Annotated in this window: 21 protein-coding genes; 11 read left to right on the top strand and 10 right to left on the bottom strand. The window is 61.5% G+C overall.

Going from position 1 to position 21,723, the window contains the following annotated elements; all coding sequences use genetic code 11:
* Positions 1–3 precede the first annotated feature (3 nt).
* Positions 4–1,287 (bottom strand): homogentisate 1,2-dioxygenase, encoded by a 1,284-nt coding sequence (hmgA, locus tag HZ99_RS22565; RefSeq protein ID WP_038446173.1) that lies wholly within the window; start codon positions 1,285–1,287, stop codon positions 4–6.
* A gap of 119 nt (positions 1,288–1,406) precedes the next feature.
* On the opposite strand from hmgA, the gene HZ99_RS22560 reads away from it, so the two are divergent.
* Entirely contained in the window at positions 1,407–2,195 is a 789-nt protein-coding gene (locus HZ99_RS22560; protein WP_038446172.1) for an IclR family transcriptional regulator, read from the top strand.
* A gap of 148 nt (positions 2,196–2,343) precedes the next feature.
* On the opposite strand, the gene HZ99_RS22555 is transcribed toward HZ99_RS22560, so the two are convergent.
* From HZ99_RS22555 to HZ99_RS22520, 7 genes are all read right to left on the bottom strand, one after another.
* A complete protein-coding gene (locus HZ99_RS22555) occupies positions 2,344–4,884 on the bottom strand; it encodes a LuxR C-terminal-related transcriptional regulator (protein ID WP_038446171.1) in 2,541 nt (846 codons plus the stop codon).
* A 236-nt stretch (positions 4,885–5,120) separates the two neighbouring features.
* On the bottom strand, positions 5,121–6,488 hold the full coding sequence (locus HZ99_RS22550; protein WP_038446169.1) for a DUF1329 domain-containing protein: 1,368 nt from the start codon (positions 6,486–6,488) through the stop codon (positions 5,121–5,123).
* Between the two features lie 30 nt (positions 6,489–6,518).
* Entirely contained in the window at positions 6,519–8,309 is a 1,791-nt protein-coding gene (locus tag HZ99_RS22545) for a DUF1302 domain-containing protein (RefSeq protein ID WP_038446166.1), read from the bottom strand.
* 582 nt (positions 8,310–8,891) lie between these two features.
* Positions 8,892–9,803, bottom strand: a complete 912-nt coding sequence (locus tag HZ99_RS22535; protein WP_038446162.1) for an SDR family oxidoreductase — start codon at positions 9,801–9,803, stop codon at positions 8,892–8,894.
* Positions 9,804–9,968: 165 nt separating this feature from the next.
* Positions 9,969–10,913 (bottom strand): alpha/beta fold hydrolase, encoded by a 945-nt coding sequence (locus HZ99_RS22530; protein WP_051903222.1) that lies wholly within the window; start codon positions 10,911–10,913, stop codon positions 9,969–9,971.
* Positions 10,913–11,695 carry a class II aldolase/adducin family protein gene (locus tag HZ99_RS22525; RefSeq protein ID WP_038446159.1) on the bottom strand — a complete coding sequence of 261 codons (783 nt, stop codon included), beginning with the start codon at positions 11,693–11,695 and terminating at the stop codon, positions 10,913–10,915. The genes HZ99_RS22530 and HZ99_RS22525 overlap by 1 nt, the downstream gene beginning before the upstream one ends.
* Positions 11,696–11,961: 266 nt before the next feature.
* The gene (locus HZ99_RS22520) at positions 11,962–12,417 is read right to left on the bottom strand and encodes a flavodoxin (protein WP_038446158.1); all 456 of its coding nucleotides are present in this window, start codon (positions 12,415–12,417) and stop codon (positions 11,962–11,964) included.
* 103 nt (positions 12,418–12,520) lie between these two features.
* On the opposite strand from HZ99_RS22520, the gene HZ99_RS22515 reads away from it, so the two are divergent.
* Both HZ99_RS22515 and HZ99_RS22510 read left to right on the top strand, forming a co-directional pair.
* The gene (locus HZ99_RS22515; protein ID WP_038446155.1) at positions 12,521–12,988 is read left to right on the top strand and encodes a PAS domain-containing protein; all 468 of its coding nucleotides are present in this window, start codon (positions 12,521–12,523) and stop codon (positions 12,986–12,988) included.
* A gap of 58 nt (positions 12,989–13,046) precedes the next feature.
* Positions 13,047–13,652 (top strand): hypothetical protein, encoded by a 606-nt coding sequence (locus HZ99_RS22510; RefSeq protein WP_038446152.1) that lies wholly within the window; start codon positions 13,047–13,049, stop codon positions 13,650–13,652.
* A 2-nt stretch (positions 13,653–13,654) separates the two neighbouring features.
* Here HZ99_RS22510 and HZ99_RS22505 read toward each other — a convergent pair whose 3' ends face one another.
* On the bottom strand, positions 13,655–14,614 hold the full coding sequence (locus HZ99_RS22505; protein ID WP_038446150.1) for a MerR family transcriptional regulator: 960 nt from the start codon (positions 14,612–14,614) through the stop codon (positions 13,655–13,657).
* Positions 14,615–14,827: 213 nt separating this feature from the next.
* Between HZ99_RS22505 and HZ99_RS22500 the strand changes: the two genes are divergently transcribed.
* The 5 genes from HZ99_RS22500 to HZ99_RS22480 all read left to right on the top strand — a co-directional run bounded on the left by HZ99_RS22500 (position 14,828) and on the right by HZ99_RS22480 (position 17,238).
* Positions 14,828–15,388, top strand: a complete 561-nt coding sequence (locus HZ99_RS22500) for an antibiotic biosynthesis monooxygenase (RefSeq protein ID WP_038446148.1) — start codon at positions 14,828–14,830, stop codon at positions 15,386–15,388.
* Positions 15,389–15,449: 61 nt separating this feature from the next.
* A complete protein-coding gene (gene folM / locus HZ99_RS22495) occupies positions 15,450–16,160 on the top strand; it encodes a dihydromonapterin reductase (protein WP_038446147.1) in 711 nt (236 codons plus the stop codon).
* A 55-nt stretch (positions 16,161–16,215) separates the two neighbouring features.
* Positions 16,216–16,587, top strand: coding sequence for a dihydroneopterin triphosphate 2'-epimerase (folX, locus tag HZ99_RS22490; protein WP_032857710.1), 372 nt, complete (start codon positions 16,216–16,218; stop codon positions 16,585–16,587).
* Positions 16,588–16,610: 23 nt separating this feature from the next.
* Complete coding sequence (locus HZ99_RS22485) at positions 16,611–16,907, top strand: DUF1244 domain-containing protein (protein ID WP_038446145.1); 297 nt, start codon at positions 16,611–16,613, stop codon at positions 16,905–16,907.
* Positions 16,900–17,238 carry a HopJ type III effector protein gene (locus HZ99_RS22480; RefSeq protein ID WP_038446144.1) on the top strand — a complete coding sequence of 113 codons (339 nt, stop codon included), beginning with the start codon at positions 16,900–16,902 and terminating at the stop codon, positions 17,236–17,238. The genes HZ99_RS22485 and HZ99_RS22480 overlap by 8 nt, the downstream gene beginning before the upstream one ends.
* A 102-nt stretch (positions 17,239–17,340) precedes the next feature.
* On the opposite strand, the gene trxB is transcribed toward HZ99_RS22480, so the two are convergent.
* Positions 17,341–18,303 carry a thioredoxin-disulfide reductase gene (gene trxB, locus HZ99_RS22475; RefSeq protein WP_038446141.1) on the bottom strand — a complete coding sequence of 321 codons (963 nt, stop codon included), beginning with the start codon at positions 18,301–18,303 and terminating at the stop codon, positions 17,341–17,343.
* A 292-nt stretch (positions 18,304–18,595) separates the two neighbouring features.
* Here trxB and cysZ point away from each other — a divergent pair, with 292 nt between their 5' ends.
* The 3 genes from cysZ (at position 18,596) to HZ99_RS22460 (ending at position 21,685) form a co-directional block, all read left to right on the top strand.
* Positions 18,596–19,351: a sulfate transporter CysZ gene (gene cysZ / locus HZ99_RS22470; RefSeq protein ID WP_038446139.1), complete on the top strand. Its 756-nt coding sequence runs from the start codon at positions 18,596–18,598 to the stop codon at positions 19,349–19,351.
* Between the two features lie 83 nt (positions 19,352–19,434).
* Entirely contained in the window at positions 19,435–20,427 is a 993-nt protein-coding gene (locus HZ99_RS22465) for a cytochrome-c peroxidase (protein ID WP_038446137.1), read from the top strand.
* Positions 20,428–20,506: 79 nt separating this feature from the next.
* Positions 20,507–21,685, top strand: coding sequence for a glycosyltransferase family 4 protein (locus tag HZ99_RS22460; RefSeq protein ID WP_038446136.1), 1,179 nt, complete (start codon positions 20,507–20,509; stop codon positions 21,683–21,685).
* Positions 21,686–21,723 lie beyond the last annotated feature (38 nt).

Below are 21,723 nucleotides of genomic sequence, written 5' to 3'. Positions count from 1 at the left end.
GGTTTATCTCCGATTCGGGTTGAAGGTTGCCGGCAACGTGGCCCAGCAAGCGTCGTAGGTGGTTTGCAGTTGCGGGCAGTCCAGGGCGAACCGGGTCGGGCGCAGCACCTGGCTGGTCTCGAACATGAAAGCCATGGTGTTATCGATCTTGTGCGGCGCCAGGTCCGCGGCGATGGCCTTGGTACAGGTCTCGCCATCCGGGCCATGGGCACTCATGCAACTGTGCAGCGACGCACCGCCCGGCAGGAAACCTTCGGCCTTGGCATCGTAGGCGCCGTGGATCAGCCCCATGTATTCGTTCATCAGGTTGCGGTGGAACCACGGCGGCCGGAAGGTGTTCTCGGCCACCATCCAGCGCGGCGGGAAGATCACGAAGTCGAGGTTGGCCAGGCCGTGGACGCTGGTGGGCGAGGTCAACACGGTAAAGATCGACGGGTCCGGGTGATCGAAACTCACCGTACCGAGGGTGTTGAAGCGGCGCAGGTCGTATTTGTACGGCACGTTATTGCCGTGCCAGGCCACCACGTTCAACGGCGAATGGTCCAGGGTGCAGCCCCACAGCTCGCCGAGGAACTTCTGCACCAGAGGCGTGGGTTGCGAAAGGTTTTCGTAGTGGGCGACCGGGGTCAGGAAATCCCGGGGGTTGGCCAGGCCATTGCTGCCAATCGGCCCCAGGTCCGGCAGGCGCAGCGGCGCGCCGTGGTTTTCCGCAACGTAGCCACGGGCCTGGGCATCCAGCAGTTCGATGCGAAATTTCAAGCCCCGTGGCAGCACGACGATTTCCAGCGGCTCGACCTCCAGCACACCCAGTTCGGTGGCGATGCGCAGGCGGCCCTGCTCGGGAACGATCAGCAGCTCGCCGTCGGCGTTGAAGAACACGCGCTCCATGGAGCGGTTGGCGCGGTAATGATAGATGCTGATGCCTGAAGGCTTTTCGGCGCCGGCGTTGGCCACCATGGCCACCAGCCCATCGATAAAGTCGGTAGGTTCAGCCGGGATATCCAGCGGGTTCCAGCGCAGGCGGTTGGGCGTGACCTCGCCCAACGGGCCACCGGCCAGTTGCCGCTCCAGCTTGACGAACGCCGGATGATTGGCCGACGGCTGGATGCGGTACAGCCAGGTGCGCCGGGCTTCGCTGCGTACCATGGTGAAGGCGGTACCGGAGAACAGCTCGGTGTACAGCCCGTAGGGAGCTTTTTGCGGAGAGTTCTGGCCGACCGGCAGCGCGCCTGGCAAGGCTTCGCTGGCGAATTCGTTGCCAAAGCCCGATTGATAATCGAGGGTCATGGATCATCCTCAGTAAGGAAGTTGTTTTTATCGTAATCCAGTTACGCATAACGTAATTTGCTCGATGTCGAGCGTCAAGCTATAAAGACCGCCATTCGTCTTTCGGACATACGCTCTCCATGGAAAAGCCGCCCGCCCCCCGCGACACCGGTAAACAGAAAGTCCGCTCGGCCGAAGTCGGCACCGACATCCTCAAGGCCCTGGCCGAACTGTCGCCGGCCACGTCCTTGTCGCGTCTGGCCGAGCATGTGCAGATGCCGGCGAGTAAGGTCCACCGTTACTTGCAAGCCCTGATTGCCTCGGGTTTTGCCGAACAGAACGTCGCCACCAACCATTACGGCCTGGGCCGCGAGGCTTTGCGGGTGGGGCTGGCGGCGCTGGGCAGCATGGACGTGCTGAAAGTCGCCACCCTGCCCCTGGCACAGTTGCGCGATGAATTGAATGAAACCTGCTTTCTCGCGGTGTGGGGCAACCACGGCGCGACCGTGGTGCATATCGAACCGGCGGTGCGCGCGGTCACGGTGGTGACACAGTTGGGGTCGGTGCTGCCGCTGCTCAGCTCTTCCACCGGGTTGGTGTTCAGTGCGTTTCTACCTGAGCGGGAGACCCTGGACCTGCGCACCCGGGAAATCCAGACCGGTACCGCCCATGCACTGGCGGACGATCAGAGCTATGCACAAACCTGCGAGCAGATTCGCCAACGTGGCCTGCACTTTGTCCATGGCTTGCTGATGCCGGGGGTCGATGCGCTCTCGGCGCCGGTGTTCAATGGGATGGGACAGGTGGTGGCCGTGATGACGGTGGTAGGGCCTACCTCGCTGTTCCATGCCGATGAAGATGGACCCGCCGCCGGGCAATTGCTTGCGGCGAGCCAGGCGGTGAGTTGGCGGATGGGCTACCAGCCCTGACCCACCCTTACTGAATGCACACAAAAAATGTGGGAGCGAGCTTGCTCGCGAAAGCGGTGCTTCAGTCAATTTATCCGGCGACTGATACACCGCTTTCGCGAGCAAGCCCGCTCCCACATTTGGTCTCCATTCTCTGTAGTGCCGTCGCTCAGGCCATCAGGCCCAGGATCTTGGCCTTGGCCACTGCCTGGGTCCGTCGCTCCACCCCCAACTTGCTGTGAATCCGCCGTGCATGGGTCTTGACCGTGTGCAGCGAGATAAACAGCCGATCGGCAATTTCCAGGTTGGAGTTGCCCAGGGCGATCAGTTGCAACACTTCCAGCTCCCGCTGGCTCAGCGGGTTCTCCCCTGGCGCCGCCACCGCCTCTTGGGGTTCAAGCCCCAACTCACTGAGCAGCCCCGGCTGACGCAGGCGCAGTTCACGCACGGCCTGCTGCACCTGGCAGCGCGCCGCCAGGGCCAGCCCGGTTTGCAGCGCACACATCGCCTGCGCTCGCTCGCCCAACTGCCAGGCCACCTCGCCCAAGACCAAGTGCAGCTCCACTTCCAGGCACTGCATGCCTCGCTCGCGGGCGGTGTCGAGCAGGGCCATGAGCCGCTGGATAGGCTGCTCGGCCCGGCGCAATTTGACCTGGGCCAGCACCAGCAGGTATTCCAGCCGGGGGATCAGCTCCAGGGTCGCCGGCGGGGCCTGTTTGGCCTGGGGGCCGTGAAAGTGGCGCAGCACCCGGCTGACCGCTTCCTGGGTCAGTTCGGCTCGCCCCTGCTGCAGCCAGAAATGCCCACTGAGCAACAGCAACACGGCCCGATACACCGTGTCGGGCACATGTCGACGCTGCATCAGGCGTTCGGCGTCGCGCAACTGGATAAACGCCTGGGCGTAATCACCACGATTGGCCGCCAGCATCGCCAACCCGAGGAAACCATAGAGCACGCGCTTGTCCTGGCTGTACAAGCACATGCCCAGGCCGGCTTCAAGGCACTCGCGGGCCAAGGTGTCATGCCCCTGGCGCAATGCCAGGTGCCCACGGCGCAAGGCGAGCCGGCCCATCAACGGCCCGGCCTTGAGGCGCTGTTGCACCAGCATCGCCTGCACGCCTTCCAACAGGCTCTGGGCCCGATACGGTGCGCCCCGCTGTTCCAGCAGTTGGGCATGATCAAGCTCCAGCACCGCCTCCAGCAGCAACGAACCATTGGCCCGCGCCAGGCACAACGCCTCGCGGTTGAGGGCCTGGGCCACGTCCAGCTCGCCGCGCAACAGCGCTTGCTGGGTCAGCCCCGACAAGCACATCAACCGCGACGTCCAGGCGCTGTCCGGCAAGTCATTCAACGCCTCCAGAAAATGCTCGCGCGCAGGTACCGCGTCCCCATTAAGGTGCAACAGCCACCCCCACTGCGCCTGCCAGCGCGCCAGCAGGTGCCGTTGCTGGGCTGCCGTGGGTTGCGGCGTGAAACGTGCCAGTTGATCGATACATTGCGCGGCCTGGTCGAAACGCCCGGCAAACAGCAAGGCCGCCGTGACCAGCCCCACCCTTTGCGCCGAGCCGAGCATCAACTCATCACCATGTTGCTCATGCAGGCGCAACAACAGCACCGCATTCTGCTGGCGGAACAGGTCTTCAAAACTGAAATGTTCCAGCAGGCTGACGGCCATTTCGTACTCCTCAGCCAGCAGTGCCTGCTCGAATGCAGCCTGCCAATCCTGTGCGGCGCTAAACCATTGGCAGGCACGCCGGTGCCAGGAACGCCGGGCCGGCCAGGGTTCGTCGCGCAGCAACTGAGCCAGGGGGGTGAAGACGTGCAGCCAGTCCGGTGAGTCTTCCCAGGGTTCGATAAACGCGCCCAGGGCCTGAAGATCGCGCAGGTAACCGGCCCCATCGCCAAACCCGAACAAGTGCTCGCACAAGCTCGGATTGAAACGCGGCAAGTGCGCCAGTACGCGCCAGGCTTCCTCCAACTCTTCGGGCAACGTGCTGAACAGCTCGTGTTGCAAATAATCGAGCAAGGTCTGGGAACGCCCATGCCAGGCGCCGCTGTCGGGATGACTGTCGCCTTCGAGCAGGGCGATACGCACCCCTGCGCACCAGCCGGCGCAAAACTGCAGGACCTTGTCGGCGGTCTGTCCCGTCCCTGTGTGATGATCGAGCAGTTGCTGAATCTCCTGCTGATCGAACGCCAACTCCGCAGTGCCGCACTCCCACAACTCATCATCGAGCAGCAGACGCGGCCAATTGCAGGCTGGCCGACGCCGCGCACCCAGCCACCAGATCAAGGTCGGGCTGCTGGCCGCCAGCACCCGATCGAGCAAGGCATCCAAAGCCGGTGCCGCCACTCGGCAATAGTCATCGAGCATCAGCCAGGCCGGCGCTTGCCAGCGGCTCAAGTCCAGCAACAAGGTGGCTTCATCGATAAACGCCAGGCCCAGGCTTTGTGCCAGGCGTTGACACAACTCCAGTGGTTCCAGGGCCGCGCCGTTGAGCGCCAGCCAATACACCTGGCCGCTCGCCGGGGCCCGCAGGGCACATTCGGCCAGCAAGGCACTCTTGCCACTGCCGGCCGGTGCGCACAGCAACCTGACCCGCGCCTCGCTAGCCAGCAACGGCTCGGCCAGGCGTGGGCGCAGCAAATGGTGGGAAGACAAACGTGGCATGAATCCAGGGCGATCCAGGCGACGGGTCATGGCAGTCATTACAGCGTCCCTTTTTTTATTGTTATGCGGCGTGTGGCCTACCGTAGTCCTGTCAATGGGCGTTGTTGAAGAAGTATTCAGCGGGCTGATTGCCGGGCATAAAAAAGCCGGACCTCATGAACGGCACCTCCCTGTAGGCGCCGGCTTGCCGGCGATGGCGGAGCCTCAGATGAATAGTCTTTGCCGGGGCTGGCGCTATCGCCGGCAAGCCGGCTCCTACAGGGGGGTGTATTGGATCAGCGTACGCCCGAGGCGCGCAGGGCCGATGGGGTGTAGTCCGCCGCCTTGGCATTGAAGCCGAACACGAAGCTGCTTTTTTCTTCGTTCTTCATGCCCAGGGCGATGTAGCGTCCGGCGATGATGTCGTACAGGGTCTCGACGGTGTAGGCCGGGGTCTGGTGGTTGTAGTAGAACTGCGCATGGCCTTCGGCCACGCGCCACAATTGGCCACGACCGTCATAGTGATCCACCAGTGCCACCTGCCAGCTGTCTTCGTCAATGTACATGTGGCGCTTGGCGTAGATGTGCCGCTCACTGGGCTTCACCGTGCCCACCACCTCCCAGACCCGGTGCAGCTCGTAGCGGGTCAGGTCCTGGTTGATGTGGCCGGCCTTGATGATGTCGTCGTACTTGAGCGAAGGCGAGTCGAGCTTGTAGGCGTTGTAGGGAATGTACATTTCCTTCTTGCCCACCAGCTTCCAGTCGTAGCGATCGGGCGCACCGGAGAACATGTCGAAGTTATCCGACGTGCGCAGGCCGTCAGACGCAGTGCCCGGCCCGTCGTAGGCCACTTGCGGTGCGCGGCGTACGCGGCGTTGGCCGGCGTTGTAGATCCACGCCAGGCGCGGTTCCTTCACCTGGTCGAGGGTTTCGTGAACCAGCAGCACGTTGCCCGCCAGGCGCGCGGGGGCGGTGACCGACTGTTTGAAGAAGGTCAGCACGTTGGCCCCCTTGGCCGGGTCCATGTCCGGGATCAGTTGCGGCACCGCCACCTCCTCCTCGAAGCGGATCGGCGTGTAGCTGCCGTTGGTCTGCGGGGTGGCCTGGGTGATGATGCGCCGCAGGTTGCCGCCGTGATAACGGGTGATGTGGTTCCACAACACCTCAACGCCATTTTTCGGAATCGGGAAGGCGTAGTAGCGGTTGCCGGTGAAGTTCTCCAGGCCGTTGCCGTCGTTGATCGACTTGACGTTGAGTGCACTGCGCTTGATCGACTCGTAGATGTCGTCGGGCAGGTTGACCGTGCGGTGGGTGGTGTAGACCGGAATCTTGTAGGTCTCGGGGTAACGCTTGAACATCGCCACCTGGCCATCCGACAGCTTGTCCTTGTACTGGTCGACCGTGGCGGCGGTGATCACGAACAGCGGTTTTTCATTGGCGAACGGGTCGGCCAAAAAGCCCTTGCTGTCCACTGCACCAGCGTTTTTCGGGATGCCACCGGTCCAGGCCGGGATCGAGCCATCGGCGTTACCGGCCTTTTCCGCGCCGATCGGAGTCAAGGTGGCCCCAAGCTTGGCGGCTTCTTCCGGTGACACGGCAGCCATCACGTTGGCGGCCAGCAGGCTGAGGGCCAGTGCGCCGCACTGCAAAATCATCTTACCCATGGTTATTGTCCTTGTTCTTTTTTAGCCGAATCAGAAGTTCACGCCGAAGCTGAGGGCGAGGAAGTCGCGGTCGGTCAGGGTGTTGTAGTCACCGCCAAAAAAGTCGGTGTAGCTCAGGCTCGCGGTGTAGGTGTTGCGGTAGTCCGCATCGACCCCGACGCTCAGCGCCTTGGCGCCTTCGTTGAACAGGCCGTTGGGGCCATAGCCCTTGACGTCATGGGACCAGGACAGGTTGGGCTTGAGGTTGATCCCGGCGATCAGGTTGCTGTAGTCGAGGATCGCCCTGGCGCGATACCCCCAGGAAGTCGCCGTGACGAAGCCGTCGGTATCACCGCCAAAGCCGTATTGGCCATAGACCGAGTCGCGGCCATAGCGCAGCTTGGTTTTGTTCTCCAGCCCGCCCACCCGTACGATGGCCGCTTCGCCCACCACCGTCAGGCGCTCGGCGCCCAGGACCTGGTCGAAAAACTGCGTCATGGTGGTCTGGAACTGGGTGATTTCCTTGCGCCGGTAGCCGGTGTTATCGGCACCGAATGAGCTTTTGATCGGCGATACGGTATTGCCGGCAATCGGGTTGACCAGGGCCAGGGTCAGGTCCGTGGTGTTGAGTTGCACCGGTGCGTTGGGGCGATAGCTGATTTCCCCGGTCCAGGCCGTGCCGGTGGGCAGGGTCGTGGAGAAGCTGGCGCCGTACAGGCGAATGTCTTGCGGGTAATCCAGGTAGTACTGGCCGCGTCCGAGCATCACGCTCTGCGCCAGGCCGGCGCCACTGCCCGGGGAGAGGCGGTTGGCGGCATTGATGATATTGCCGATGGTCGCCAGGTTGGTGTTGGCCGTGAGGGTGCCCACGGTCGGCGTGCGGCTGTGGTAGTTCATGAAGTACAGGCCGTACTCGGTGTCGTCACCGAGCCAGCGCAAGGCCATGCCGAACTGCCCGGAATCCCGTGCATCGCGGTCGGCGGCGCGGCGCACGATCACCCCCTCATTGGTCACGCCAAAACCCTGGCCGAGCGCTGCCGCGACCGGCTGCAACGGGCGGATCGCCGGGCTGCCGACGGTGTAGTTATCCGTGCAGCCATCGGCCGCCACATCGCCGCCAAAGAAGGTGCCGCAGTTATCCAGCACGGTCTGGTCCCACTCCAACTGATAGAAACCTTCCACGGTCAGTTGGTTGGTCAGGCCCTGGGAAGCGAACAGCATATTGACTGGAATCAGGCCTTCCTTGATCTCGGCGCCCGGACGGCGGAAGGCCGAGACGTCGATGGGGTTGATGCTGTTGATGGAGTTGCCGATGAAGGTACTTTCGCCCCAACTGACCACCTGCTTACCGGCTCTCACAGTGCCCGGCAGGTCGCCCAGGGAATAGTTGTGATAGACGAAGGCATCGAGGATCTGCGCACCGCTGGATTTGGCGCCCTCTTTGCGGTTGTGGTCGCTGATCGGCTTGAACTCGCGGTCTTCGTCCTTGAGCTCGAAGTCGTACCAGTATTTGCCCCGCACAAACACACCGGTATCGCCGTACTTGAGTTCCAGGTCATGCAGGCCCTTGAAGATTTTCGAGAAGGTCTGGCCCTTCTTGAAGTTCAGGCGCCCGTCATCCCCGGTGGAGGCCTGGCCACTGCCGCCATTGACCGTGCCCACCAGCTTACGGTCGACATCGCGCATGCCCCAACTGGCCCCTACCGACAGCGACGAATCGAATTGCCCCTCGATCTCGCCGATATTGAATGAAACAGCCTGCGCCTGAACGCAGCACCCCAAAGCAACCGCAGCGGCCAGCGCCTGTGGCCTGAAGATGGCGCGCATTGTTGTTTTTGTCATGCGTCTTCCTAAGGTGGTGTGACAGAAGGCCTCACCCTACTGCCCGCCATCAGGAGCGATAAGCGCACCAAGGAGGTATTCGTTTTGTCACTCGAAAGGATTAGCGCAGGCTCTAGCTTGGGTGCTGGCAGGGCTATCGACGCAGTGGATGAAGCGCCATCAAGCGCATGGATAACCCCCACCCCCTGTAGGAGCGAGTTTGCTCGCGAAGAGCTTCAGGACGCCGCGTTAAACCAGACTCAACGCGTCATCGTTAACGTTTTTCGCGAGCAAGTTCGCTCCTAAGAGTCGGCACTGTTGTTGTTTTGGTAACAGTCCTTGTCCTGAATCAGTATTTTTCATTCTGTTACAACGGACTATTCTGATCGGGCTTTCAAGGCAAACCGCCCGTTTCACGAAAGCCAGTTTTTGATGGATTGAGGCGTATTTTCAGTCCGTTACCGGTGTTCACTGACGTTGATTTGTAGCTCCTTGATCCAACGTCTTACTTCGGCCGCTGCTTATGCAGCGGCCTTTTTTATGCCTGAAACAAAGCGGGGCGCTATCAGCGCCCCGCAGGATTGAGTATTTTTCAGGTAACGATCACAGGCTGTACTTGTGCAGGTTGTCCATCATCTCCTTCAAGGCTTCGATGTTGTCCTTGGGATGGACCGCCCCGTCAAAGTCACAAATCTGCTGCCAGTGCGCCGCCACATCCTCTGGCGAAAAGCCTGCCTCGGGATCAAAGCCCACGCCCAGGCTGCGCTCCCAGCGGGTCTTGCCGATCCAGCCGCCACCCACTTCAAACAGCCCGGAGGTTTCCTGGCAGGCATCGCTGCCCAGGTATACCACCAGCGGGCTGACCAGTTCGGGCTTGAGCCTTTCGAACACCTGCGGCGGGATCAGGCCTTCGGTCATGCGCGTGCCGCCGGTAGGCGCGATGGCATTGACCAGGATGTTGTTCTTGCGCCCTTCCAACGCCAGGGTGCGGGTCAGGCCATACAGGCCGAGCTTGGCCATGCCGTAGTTGGACTGGCCGAAGTTGCCGTAGATGCCCGACGTCGAGGCGGTGAAAATCACCCGCCCATAACCCTGCTCGCGCATATGCGGCCAGGCGGCACGGGTCACTTTGTAGGCGCCTTCGACATGCACCCGGTACACCAGGTCCCAGTCGCCGTCCTCCATTTTATGGAAGGTCTTGTCGCGCAAGATCCCGGCGTTGTTCACCACCACGTCGATGCGGCCAAACACATCGAGGGCATGTTGCACGATCTTTTCGCCGTCAGTCACCGAGTCGTGGTTGGCCTCGGCAATCCCGCCGGCCTCGCGGATCTCGGCCACTACGCGGTCGGCCGCCGAGGCGTTGGCACCTTCGCCCTGAGTCGAGCCGCCAAGATCGTTGACCAGTACCTTGGCCCCGTGCCTGGCGAACAGCAGCGCATGGGCACGACCCAGGCCGCCACCGGCACCGGTGACGATCACGACTTTATCTTGGAACTGCACAGACTCACTCATAGGGAACTCCAGCGAAGACAGTGGACGATGGGTCGAGTGTCAGGCACAGGGCGTGTGGTCACAATAAATACGGGCGGGGGTGAATGGTGCGCAATAAGGTACGGGGATGATTGGCTCGTGTAGGAGCTGGCTTGCCTGCGATGCCGACACCTCGGTGCAACTGATTTATCGAGGTGTCCGCATCGCAGGCAAGCCAGCTCCCACACAAGCCCTTTCCCACATGGGGTCTTTAGTGCGATCAATACGTTCGCGAAACGCCAGGTAGTGCTTGAGCACCTGCACCGGTGATTCGATCTGCGGGTAGTGGCCGATATTGGCCAGCAGCACCGTGTCGGCGTCAGGTATCAGCTCACGGTAGCGCGCGACCATGTGCGCGCCGGAGATCGGGTCGACTTCACCATCGATCACCCGCAACGGCACCTCGCCACGCTGCATGGCCGCCACCCAGCGCTCGCGCTGGCGGCGGCGCTGGGGGATGTAGGCGATGAGTTTGTGCAGGATCCGCGGGCCGTCGTTATTTTCGATCAGGCTCCAGAAGTCATCCAGGGCGCTTTCGCTGGGGCGGGTGTCGGGGCCGAAGATCTGCTTGAAGCTGTCGGCCAGGGCGTTGCGCCCAAATGCGCGGCCGATCATCCAGCCCAAGGGGCTGAGCAACAGTTTTTGCACCAGGGCCGCGCGGTGGGTCTCGGGGAAGAGCCCGCCATTGAGAAACACACAACTGGCCAGCGGAAAGCGGCCCTCGTAGTGCCGGGCGAGCAGTTCCTGGGCCACGCTGTCGCCGTAGTCGTGAGCCATGACATGCACCGGCTGCTGAATCCGCAGATGGGCCAGCAGGGCCTGTTGCAGGTCGGCCTGCTCCAGCAGGCAATAAGTATGGTCCAGGGGCTTGGCCGAGTCGCCAAAGCCGAGCATGTCGCAGGCAATCACCAGGTTGCGCTGGGCCAAGGGCTGCCAGAGGTAGTGCCAGTCCCAACTGGCGCTGGGGAAGCCGTGGATCAACAGCAAGGGCTCACCTTGCCCGGCCACCCAGTAACGGATGGTCTGGCCGCGAAACACAAAACTCTGCCCGCGCTTGCGCCAGGCACTCAGGGGAATCTCCGCCAGTGGCATCAGAGTCGGTATCCTGGGTCTTGTTTATCGAGCTTGCGCAGCAAGGCCGGCCAGGCCAATGCGCCCCCCATGCCTTGGGCGCTTTTGGTCACGCCGGCAATCATCGCCTTGGCGCCCGCAAGAATCTGCGGTTCGATGGCGATCAATTCGGCCCCGCCATTTTGCGCCAGCACCTGGATATCGCAGGCGCGCTGGAAGGTGAACATCATCAGGAAGGTATCGGCAATGGTCGCGCCACAGGTCAACAGGCCATGGTTGTGCAGCATCAGGAAATTGCTAGGCCCCAGGTCGGCTTGCAGGCGGGCCTTTTCCTCGTGGTTCAGCGCCACACCTTCGTAGGCATGATAAGCCAGGCTCGACAGCACAAACAGCGACTGCTGGCTGATGGGCAGCACGCCCTGCTTCTGTGCCGATACGGCCACGCCGGCTGCGGTGTGGGTGTGCAGCACGCAGACCACGTCGTGGCGCACTTCGTGTACAGCGCTGTGGATGGTATAGCCCGCCGGGTTGATCTCGTAGGGGCTGTCCATCAGTTTGTGGCCGGCCTGATCGACCTTGACCAGGCTGGAGGCGGTGATTTCGTGGAACATCAGCCCGAACGGGTTGATCAGGAAGTCCTCGGTGCCCGGCACTTTGGCTGAGATATGGGTGAAAATCAGGTCATCCCAGCCATGCATGGCAACCAGGCGATAGCAGGCTGCCAGGTCGATACGGGTCTGCCATTCGGCAGCGCTGACCTGGTCTTTTACACTCTGTGTCGATTGAACGGGGGCTAGGCTCACGGCAATGACCTCGACGCGGTGGTGTTCTTATTGTTTTTTTGGACTGAAGGGCCAGTCTAGTCAGACCTCAAGGTAGCCGTAGTTGCGTTGGCAGCCAGCTTGATGACCGAGCGAGTCAACCGTGAGGATAGTTCGGATTCGTACACCGTGGTGCCAGAGAAGCGACGCCAATAAAGAGGCGGCAAACACTCAGGTCCCCGCCTTTGTCTGGCGCCTGGGCGCCTATCTGTCGACAGCCGCCCAGGCGTGACTGCGTGAGTACCCGATCAGCCGCGCAGTACCGTGACCAGCTCTGCCAGCCAAGGCTCGGCATCCGCTTCAGGAGTGACGCTTTCGCTGGCATCCAGGCGCAGCATCGGCAGCACTTCGCGCACGCCCAGTTCGCCAAACAGCTCGCGCATCTGCTCGCCGCCACCGCAGAAGGTATCGCCGTAGCTGGCGTCCCCCAGGCCGATCACCGCTCCCGGCAGACCGCGCCAGGCGGCGGGCAGTTGGTCGCGCAGGGTCGAGTAGAGCGGCATCAGGTTGTCCGGCAGCTCGCCCATGCCGGTGGTGGAAGTGACGGCCAGAAAGGCGTCCGGAGCGAAGGCCTGCACATCGGCCAGGGTCGCCCGCGGGTTATGCCAGGCCTCGAAACCGGCAGCGTTGAGGATATCCATGGCGTGGCGGGCAACTTCTTCTGCCGTGCCATAGACCGAGCCGGAAAGGATGGCGACTTTCATCAATCTGATCCTGTAGTTGAGTGAAAGCCTGGGATATTAACAGTTGGCCGCCGGGAGGGTTGTCTTACACTAAACATTCCATAAACAAGCCATGGATCGCTCAATGATCAACGCCAAGCTGATGCAAATGGTGGTCAACGCCTCCAACGACGGGATCGTCGTGGCGGAACGGGAAGGCCAGGACAAGCCGCTGATTTACGTGAACCCGGCCTTTGAACGCATGACCGGCTACGCCCTGGACGATATCCTTTATCAGGATTGCCGCTTCCTGCAGTCGGGCGACCGTGACCAGCCAGCCCTGATGGCCATCCGTGAAGCCCTGGACAGTGGCGGCGCGTGCCGGGAAATCCTGCGCAACTACCGCAAGGACGGCACGCACTTCTGGAATGAACTGTCATTATCGACGGTTTACAACCCGGCCGATCAGCAGACTTATTTCGTCGGCGTACAGAAAGACGTAACGCTCCAGGTCAAGGCCCAGCTGCGTGTGGCGCAGCTGGAAGCCCAAGTGGCGCAGCTTACAGCCGAATTGGCAGCACTCCGAGCGACGAGCGGATCTAACAAACTTTAGAAAACACGGTCTTTAGGGTGATAATCAGTTCACTCACGCATTTCCTTGAGCCACATCAATGCAACGCGACGCGCTTTTGACGCAGGACGAACTGGACTTCATCCAGACTATGCACCACAACCCGCAACTGAATGTGCGGGATGTGTCGTCGAGCCTGACGGTCAACGGTGGCGCGCAGATCCGCGACTTGCTCACGCGTCTGGCGGCCCATGAACAAGTGACAATCCAGGCGCAGTTCGATAACCAGCAGATGACCTTTCCCCTGCAATTGGTAGAGGACGAGTTTCACACGCTGCACCTGCGCCTGGGCGTCCCGAGCATTTTCGAGGATGGACCGATGATCCGGCCTTGGCGCCTGGTGCTCGAAGAGCCGGTGGCCCTGGAAAATGTCAGGGGCCAGCCCGGTGCGCTATGGGTGCATGAAGTGTCATTCAAGGGCCTGCTGGTGCAGGCCCGTGGCCGTAGCAAACCACCTCGGACCTTCTCGATGTGGTTCAGCCCCTCCGGCTACGAGCGGATTGCCGTGCGTGGCACGCTGGAGCGCGAGACAGCCCGTGGCCTGTTTGCCTACCGCTTGAGCCAGGGCGATGTGGATGAAACCGAGCGCCTGCGCCAGTTCATCCTGCAACAGCATCGCCTGGCCCACCCCGAAGTGCATGCCTGATCTCAGGTATCCAGGGTTCCCCCGAGAAACTGCTGCAAGCGCCGTTGCATCAACCGTCCCTCATTGCCCAGGCAGCCGATGGCAGTACCGGCCAGTGGCTGCTCTGCCATGTCCGAGGCATCACCGGCCAGCAGCACTGGGCACTCCAGGGTCAGGGCCAACCGCGCCAACCGCTTGGGCAACTCATGGGTTGGTGAACGGTTGGAGAACAGCACCAGCGCCTGCGGGCGAGTCTTCTCGCAGATCAGTGTCAACTCATCCAGGGGCTGGCCCACGTTCAGCACATGAACGGCCAGTTCGTCACCACTGAGCATGAGCCCCGCCACCAGCAATTCCAGTTCTCGGCACTCGCCGGCAATGGCCGCCAGCAGTACCTGCGGCGTGCGGCCAGCGCGGGCCAGTTGCAGGCGCTGGGAAATCCGCGCACGCAGGAAACTGTCGAAAAACAACCATTCGCTGGCTTGTCCAAAACGCCCCTGATGCCGCAACAATTGACGCCAAAGGGGCATCAGGATGTCCTGGAACGCGACTGCAGCGGGGTACGCCGCAAAGACCTGCCCATACAGACGCTCGAGTTGCAGCTCATCAAACGCGCCGATGGCGAGTTGCAACTGCTGCTGCCACTGGGACCACTCGTGATGGCCGCTGCCTTCCTGCAGGTGCTGCAGTGAAGACACTTGCGCATTGTCCCGGGCGAGGATCTTGCCGACCTTGCTGACCGCCACGCCACGCTCGATCCAATCCAGAATGCGATGAACGGTCTCGATGTCCTTCTGCGTGTACAGGCGATGCCCGCTTTCGGTGCGCACCGGCTGAATCAAACCATAGCGACGCTCCCACGCGCGCAGGGTAACCGGGTTGATACCTGTCAATCTTGCGACTTCACGAATCGGGAACAACTCATCCGCGGCGGATAGACCGCCATGCTCAAGACCAGGGGAAAGGGCTGTGGTTACAGGCATCGAATGACCAAAACTTGTACGAAGTTGGATCCCATATAACGCTTTTATACCTGTCTTTTTCAAGGGATCTGCCCAGCCGTCCAATGCCGCTGGCGTATTTCGTCAAATCAGGAATAATCCTTGCCTGTTTTTTTGCGTCGCCGCCCTACCCTGCGGCCTCGCCAGGGACGCCACCTACCCGGTGCAGCGCCCCCACACATTCGGAGATACACAATGTCTACCCTCCCCGTCACCTTGATGGTTGCGCGCCGCGCGGCCCAAGGCCGTTATCAGGACATGATGAGCTGGCTGCGCGAAGGCGAGCAACTGGCCACTGACTTCCCCGGCTACCTGGGTTCAGGCGTGCTTGCACCGCCTGCCGACGGTGGCGAATTCCAGATCATCTTCCGCTTCGCCGACGAGCAGACCCTGCATGCCTGGGAGTTCTCTGCCTCGCGCAGCGCCTGGCTCGGGCGCGGCAGCGAATTGTTCGCAGACCCCATGGAGCATCGCGTCAGCGGCATGGAAGGCTGGTTTGGTGCGGCGGGCCAGCGCCCACCGCGCTGGAAACAGGCCGTGGCGATCTGGCTGGCGTTTTTCCCGGTGTCGCTGCTGTTCAACTTCGGCCTGGAACCGCTATTGGCCGAACTGGGCTTGTTCAGCCGCGTGCTGGTCAGCACCCTGGCCCTGACGCCCTTGATGGTCTATCTGTTCATTCCGCTGTCGACCCATTTGCTGGCAGGCTGGCTCAATCCGGCCCCGCGACGGGTAAAACCTGCCGAAGCAACCGTTTAAGCCGGTCCGCTACAGGCCGGTCGCTGGTATAGTTTTGGCTTGCCCGCGACCCGAGCCTGCCATGACCTCCACCCCCGCCCCGATCCTGATCACCGGCGCCGGCCAACGTGTCGGCCTGCACTGTGCCCTGCGCCTGCTGGATGAACAGCAGCCGGTGATCTTCAGCTATCGCAGTGAACGTCCCGGCGTGCAGGCCTTGCGCGAGCGTGGCGCGATTGGCGTATTTGCCGATTTTTCCTGCGAGGCCGGTATCCTGGCGTTCATCAGCGAACTCAAGACCCATACCGACAGCCTGCGGGCGATCATCCACAACGCCTCGACCTGGGCCGCAGAAACACCGGGGGACGAGGCCAACGCCTTTATCGATATGTTCAGTGTGCACATGCTTGCGCCGTACCTGATCAACCTGCATTGTGCTGACTTGCTAAGACACTCGACGCCAGCCGACATTGTGCATATCAGCGACGACGTGACCCGCAAGGGTAGCCGCCAGCACATCGCCTACTGTGCCACCAAGGCCGGGCTCGACAGCCTGACCCTGTCCTTCGCCGCTCAATACGCGCCCCGGATCAAGGTCAATGGCATCGCGCCAGCCATGGTGATGTTCAACGACGGCGACGACGCGGCCTATCGCGCCAAGGTCCTGGCCAAGTCAGCACTGGGTATCGAGCCCGGCGCCGAAGTGATTTACCAGAGCCTGCGTTACCTGCTGGACAACCCTTATGTGACCGGCACCACCCTGACCGTCAATGGCGGGCGGCATGTCAAGTAAACCCGAACACCAGCCGCGTGGGGTTCCTGCAATTGATTGGACGGAGCAAGTAGCAATGCCACAACTTCAACCAGGTATGGCGCGTATCCGGGTCAAGGACCTGTGTCTGCGCACCTTCATTGGCATCAACGAGGATGAGATCCTCAACAAGCAAGATGTGTTGATCAACCTGACCATCCTGTATGCCGCACAAGACGCCGTGCGCGACAACGATATCGACCACGCCTTGAACTACCGCACCATCACCAAGGCCATCATCGCCCACGTCGAGGGCAACCGCTTTGCCCTGCTTGAGCGCCTGACCCAGGAGTTGCTGGACCTGGTGATGAGCAATGAATCGGTGCTGTATGCCGAAGTCGAAGTCGACAAGCCCCATGCGCTGCGCTTTGCCGAGTCGGTTTCGATTACCCTGGCAGCCAGCCGTTAACCCCCTGAATCTACGTGAACCCTATGACCGACCAACAACGCCTGGAACTCGAAGCGGCGGCCTTCCGCCGGCTGGTTGCACACCTGGACAGCCGCAAGGACGTACAGAACATCGACCTGATGAACCTCGCCGGGTTCTGCCGCAACTGCCTGTCCAAGTGGTACAAGGCCGAGGCCGACGAACGCCAGATCGAGATCAGCCTCGATGACGCCCGCGAAGTGGTCTACGGCATGCCGTACGCCGAGTGGAAAGCCCAATACCAGCAAGAAGCCAGCGCCGAGCAACAGGCGGCGTTTGCCAAAGGAAAACCCCATGACTGACCTGAACACCCTGCGCGCCAGCCTCGACAGCGGCGAACATGCCTTTGCCCAGACCCTGGCCTTTATCGCCGCCAACTACGACTACCAGCCACAGGCCTTCTGCAATGGTGGCGTGGAAAACGCCGCCGGGCAGAACGAAGGCTCGTGCAAGACCCTGGGCCTGGCACTGCTAGAAGGCTTGAGCGACCAGCAGGCTTTGCTGGCGTTCGGTGAGCATTACCGTTCGGTGTTGGCGACGCCTGAGGGCACAGATCACAGCAACATCCGCGCGTTGATCGAGCATGGCCTGGCGGGTGTGAAATTCAACACACAGCCCTTGGCCCGACGCTGATCCAGCTTAAAACCCAGCTCCCACATTGATTGGATTGCGGTGTTCGTCAAATCGCGCACATAAAAAAACCGGCCTCACGGCCGGTTTTTTTATTGCAACGGCTTAGAAAGAAGCGTCTTTCAAACCGTCGAGGTAACGCTCGGCATCCAGGGCCGCCATGCAACCGGCGCCAGCCGAGGTGATGGCCTGGCGGTAGACGTGGTCGGCCACATCGCCGGCGGCAAAGATGCCTTCGATGTTAGTCGCAGTGGCGTTGCCTTCACGACCACCCTGTACAACCAGGTAACCGTCTTTGGCCGTCAGCTTGCCTTCGAACAGCGACGTGTTCGGAGTGTGGCCGATAGCGATGAACACGCCGTCGACCTTCAGCTCGTCGAAGCTGCCATCGTTGTTTTTCAGGCGTGCACCGGTCACGCCCATGGTGTCGCCCAGGACTTCATCCAGAGTGGCGTTGAGCTTGAGGATGATCTTGCCTTCGGCAACCCGCGCATGCAGCTTGTCGATCAGGATCTTCTCGGCACGGAAGGTTTCACGACGGTGAACCAGGGTCACGGTGCTGGCGATGTTGGCCAGGTACAGCGCCTCTTCCACGGCGGTGTTACCACCACCGACCACTGCTACCGGCTTGTTGCGGTAGAAGAAACCATCACAGGTCGCGCAGGCCGAAACGCCCTTGCCCATGAACGCTTCTTCCGATGGCAGGCCCAGGTAACGGGCGCTGGCGCCGGTGGCGATGATCAGCGCATCGCAGGTGTAGACGCCGCTGTCGCCGGTCAGGCTGTAGGGCTTTTTCGAGAAGTCCACGGCATTGATATGGTCGAAGACGATTTCGGTCTCGAAACGCTCGGCGTGTTCCTTCATGCGCTCCATCAGCACCGGGCCGGTCAGGCCGTGGACGTCGCCCGGCCAGTTGTCGACTTCGGTGGTGGTGGTCAACTGACCACCCGCCTGCATGCCGGTGATCAGCAACGGCTTGAGGTTGGCCCGGGCCGCGTAGACCGCGGCACTGTAACCGGCAGGGCCGGAACCGAGAATAATCACTCGCGAATGACGGGTATCAGACATGACTCACTCCTATCGACCGCCCGGACTACAGAGCGGCTGGAATAAAAAAGGACCGCGAAGCACTTGGGGAAGGCTTGAACTCGCAGGCCCTGAAAATAATGGGTGCAGCGTATAGAGGGGGGCAAGATTAAGGAAATACGGAATAACAATCCAGCTCATAGGCGGTCTCTATTCGGTGACACCTATTAATCAACATGTTTGTTACCGTTAATGTCGGCCTGCTGACCGTGCTTTCACCGTATCCGCAAAGCCGGTAAGGTCGGCGCGTTCGCCCTTTTGCCCGGAGTTATCCATGCCCGCCCCCGTTCTGTCAGGCCCACAATACCTGCGTGAAGGCCTGAAACTGGTCTTGAGCCCAGGCCTGCGCCTGTTCGTCCTGCTGCCCCTGGCGATCAACCTGATACTGTTCGTCGGGTTGATCTATTTTGCTGGCCATCAGTTCAGCCTGTGGGTCGATACCCTGATGCCGACGTTGCCCAGTTGGTTGAGTTTCCTCAGCTACATCCTGTGGCCGCTGTTCGTGCTGCTGGTGGCATTCATGGTGTTTTTCAGCTTCACCATGCTCGCCAATATCATCGCCGCGCCCTTTAACGGTTTTCTCGCCGAAAAAGTCGAAGTGGTGGTGCGTGGCACCGATGACTTCCCGGCCTTCAGTTGGGCCGAGCTGTTCGCCATGGTCCCGCGCACCCTGGCCCGGGAAATGCGCAAGCTGGGCTACTTCCTGCCCCGGGCCATCGGCCTGTTCATCCTGTCCTTCATCCCGGTGGTCAACTTGATTGCCGCGCCGCTGTGGCTGCTGTTCGGGGTGTGGATGATGGCGATCCAGTACATCGACTACCCGGCCGACAACCACAAACTGGGCTGGAACGAAATGCTCGCCTGGCTGCGCCAGAAGCGCTGGCAGAGCATGAGCTTCGGCGGGATTGTCTACCTGGTGTTGCTGGTGCCGGTGGTCAACCTGCTGATGATGCCGGCGGCGGTAGCGGGAGCGACGCTGTTCTGGGTGCGTGAGCAAGGCGCCGAAACGATGCTGGCGAAAACCCCCTAGGCGGTTCGATTGACCTGGATCATGGCGATTTGCCCATGCAGAGCACATGGTTATTAAAACTATAAGCCTGTGGGGAGCGCACCATGTACAGACCGTTGATGCTGATGTTCGGATTGATGTTGGGCGGCGAGGCCTGGGGGGCCGCCGCCGCCAATGAGCCCATACTGCCGGTACAGCCGGCGAAGATCACCGATGCCAATAAGGTCGAGTTGGGCAAGCAATTGTTCTTCGACCCACGCTTGTCCAAGTCCGGCTTTATTTCCTGCAACTCCTGCCACAACCTGAGCATGGGCGGCAGCGACAATCTGCCCACCTCCATCGGGCACAACTGGCACCAGGGGCCGATCAACTCCCCAACGGTGCTCAACTCCAGCATGAGCGTCGCGCAGTTCTGGGATGGGCGCGCGGCAACGTTGCAGGAACAGGCCGGCGGCCCGATTTCCAATCCTGGCGAAATGGGCTTCACCCATGACCTGGCCGTGGACGTACTGCGCTCGATCCCGCAGTACCAGGCTTCGTTCAAGAAGGTGTATGGCGATGACGGCATCCAGTTCGACGATGTGACCAATGCTATCGCTGCCTTTGAAGAAACCCTGGTCACCCCCAACGCCCCGTTCGACCGCTGGCTGCTGGGCGATAAAAAAGCCATCAGCGCCACGGCGGCGCAAGGCTACCAGTTGTTCAAGAGCATCGGCTGCGTGGCGTGCCACAACGGCGAGGCAGTAGGCGGCAGTACCTTCCAGAAAATGGGCATGGTCGAACCCTATGCCACCAAGAACCCGGCCCAGGGTGTGGCCGGCCTGACCGGCAAGGATCAGGACCGGATGATGTTCAAGGTGCCGACCTTGCGTAACGTCGCCCTGACCTACCCCTACTTCCACGACGGTGCCTACTGGAACCTGAGCGAAGCAGTGGACGTCATGGCGCGCCTGCAACTGGGACGCACGTTGAGCACCGATGAGGTGAGCCAGATTGTCGCGTTCCTCGACACGCTGACCGGTGACCAGCCGGACTTCAAGTTGCCGATGCTGCCGCCGTCCTCGGCCAAGACCCCGCGTCCTGCGCCGTTCAACTAAACCACTACCGGGCCGCATCGTCACAAATCCGTCATCGTGACGACACAATGACGACACGGCCCGCACCGACACTGGCTGCATGACGACAGCCTTCTTGAACATCACCCTGATTACCGAAACCTTCCCACCGGAAATCAACGGCGTGGCCAACACCCTTGGCCGCCTGTGTGACGGCCTGCGCGCACGCGGGCATCAGGTGGAGTTGGTGCGCCCGCGCCAAGGTGATGACTTGAGCCGCCTCAGTGACGACAGCCTGCTGCTGTGTCGCGGCTGGCCTCTGCCGGGCTACCCGGGCCTGCAATGGGGGCAGTCCTCGATGCACAAACTGCTGCGGCGCTGGAAACGCCAGCGTCCAGACGTGCTGTACATTGCCACCGAAGGCCCGCTGGGCTTGTCGGCACTGCGTGCGGCACGGCGCCTGGGGATCAGTGTGGTCAGCGGTTTCCATACCAACTTCCAGCAGTATTCCAGCCAATACGGCCTGGGCATGCTCAGCCGCCTCCTGACCCACTACCTGCGCTGGTTCCACAACCGCTCCACCCTGACCCTGGTGCCCAGCGTCAGCCAGCGCGTGGAACTGGAGCGCCGCCACTTCGAGCGCCTGGACCTGTTATCGCGCGGCGTAGACAGTCAACTGTTCCACCCCGCCAGGCGTGACAATGCCCTGCGTGAACAATGGGGGCTGGGCAATGACGATATCGCCGTCATGCATGTCGGACGCCTGGCACCGGAGAAAAACCTCGGCTTGCTCAAACGCTGCTTCGAGGCGTTGCAGGCAACTTATCCACAGCGTCGGCTGACGCTGGTCGTCGTTGGCGACGGGCCGCAACGCGAAGCACTGGCAACGACCCTCCCCACCGCGATTTTCTGCGGGACGCAACGGGGTGAGGAGCTGGCGCGGCACTATGCATCGGGGGACCTGTTTCTGTTCCCCAGCCTCACCGAAACCTTTGGCAACGTGGTGCTGGAAGCCATGGCCTCGGGCTTGGGCGTAGTGGCCTACGACCAGGCAGCCGCCACCCAGCATATTCGCCACGGCTACAGTGGCGCTGTGGCAATGCCGGGGGATGAGGATGCGTTTTGCGACGCTGCCTGTTGGTTGCTGGAAGAACCGGAGAGTTTGCGGCGGGTGCGCCTGAATGCGCGCCAGCATGCCAGTCGCCAGGGTTGGCCGGCGATCATCGAGCGGTTTGAACACCAACTGCGCGGGGCTTGTGGTGAGGATCTGATGGAGACGGGCGGCTCGAAGCTGACCTGACGGTCCCTATCGCGGGCAAGCCCGCTCCCACATTGGAA

The organism is Pseudomonas fluorescens (genome assembly GCF_000730425.1).
GTDB lineage: Bacteria > Pseudomonadota > Gammaproteobacteria > Pseudomonadales > Pseudomonadaceae > Aquipseudomonas > Aquipseudomonas fluorescens_X.
Note: the sequence above shows the minus strand (reverse complement) of the source record. Positions and strands in the feature narration are given on the sequence as shown.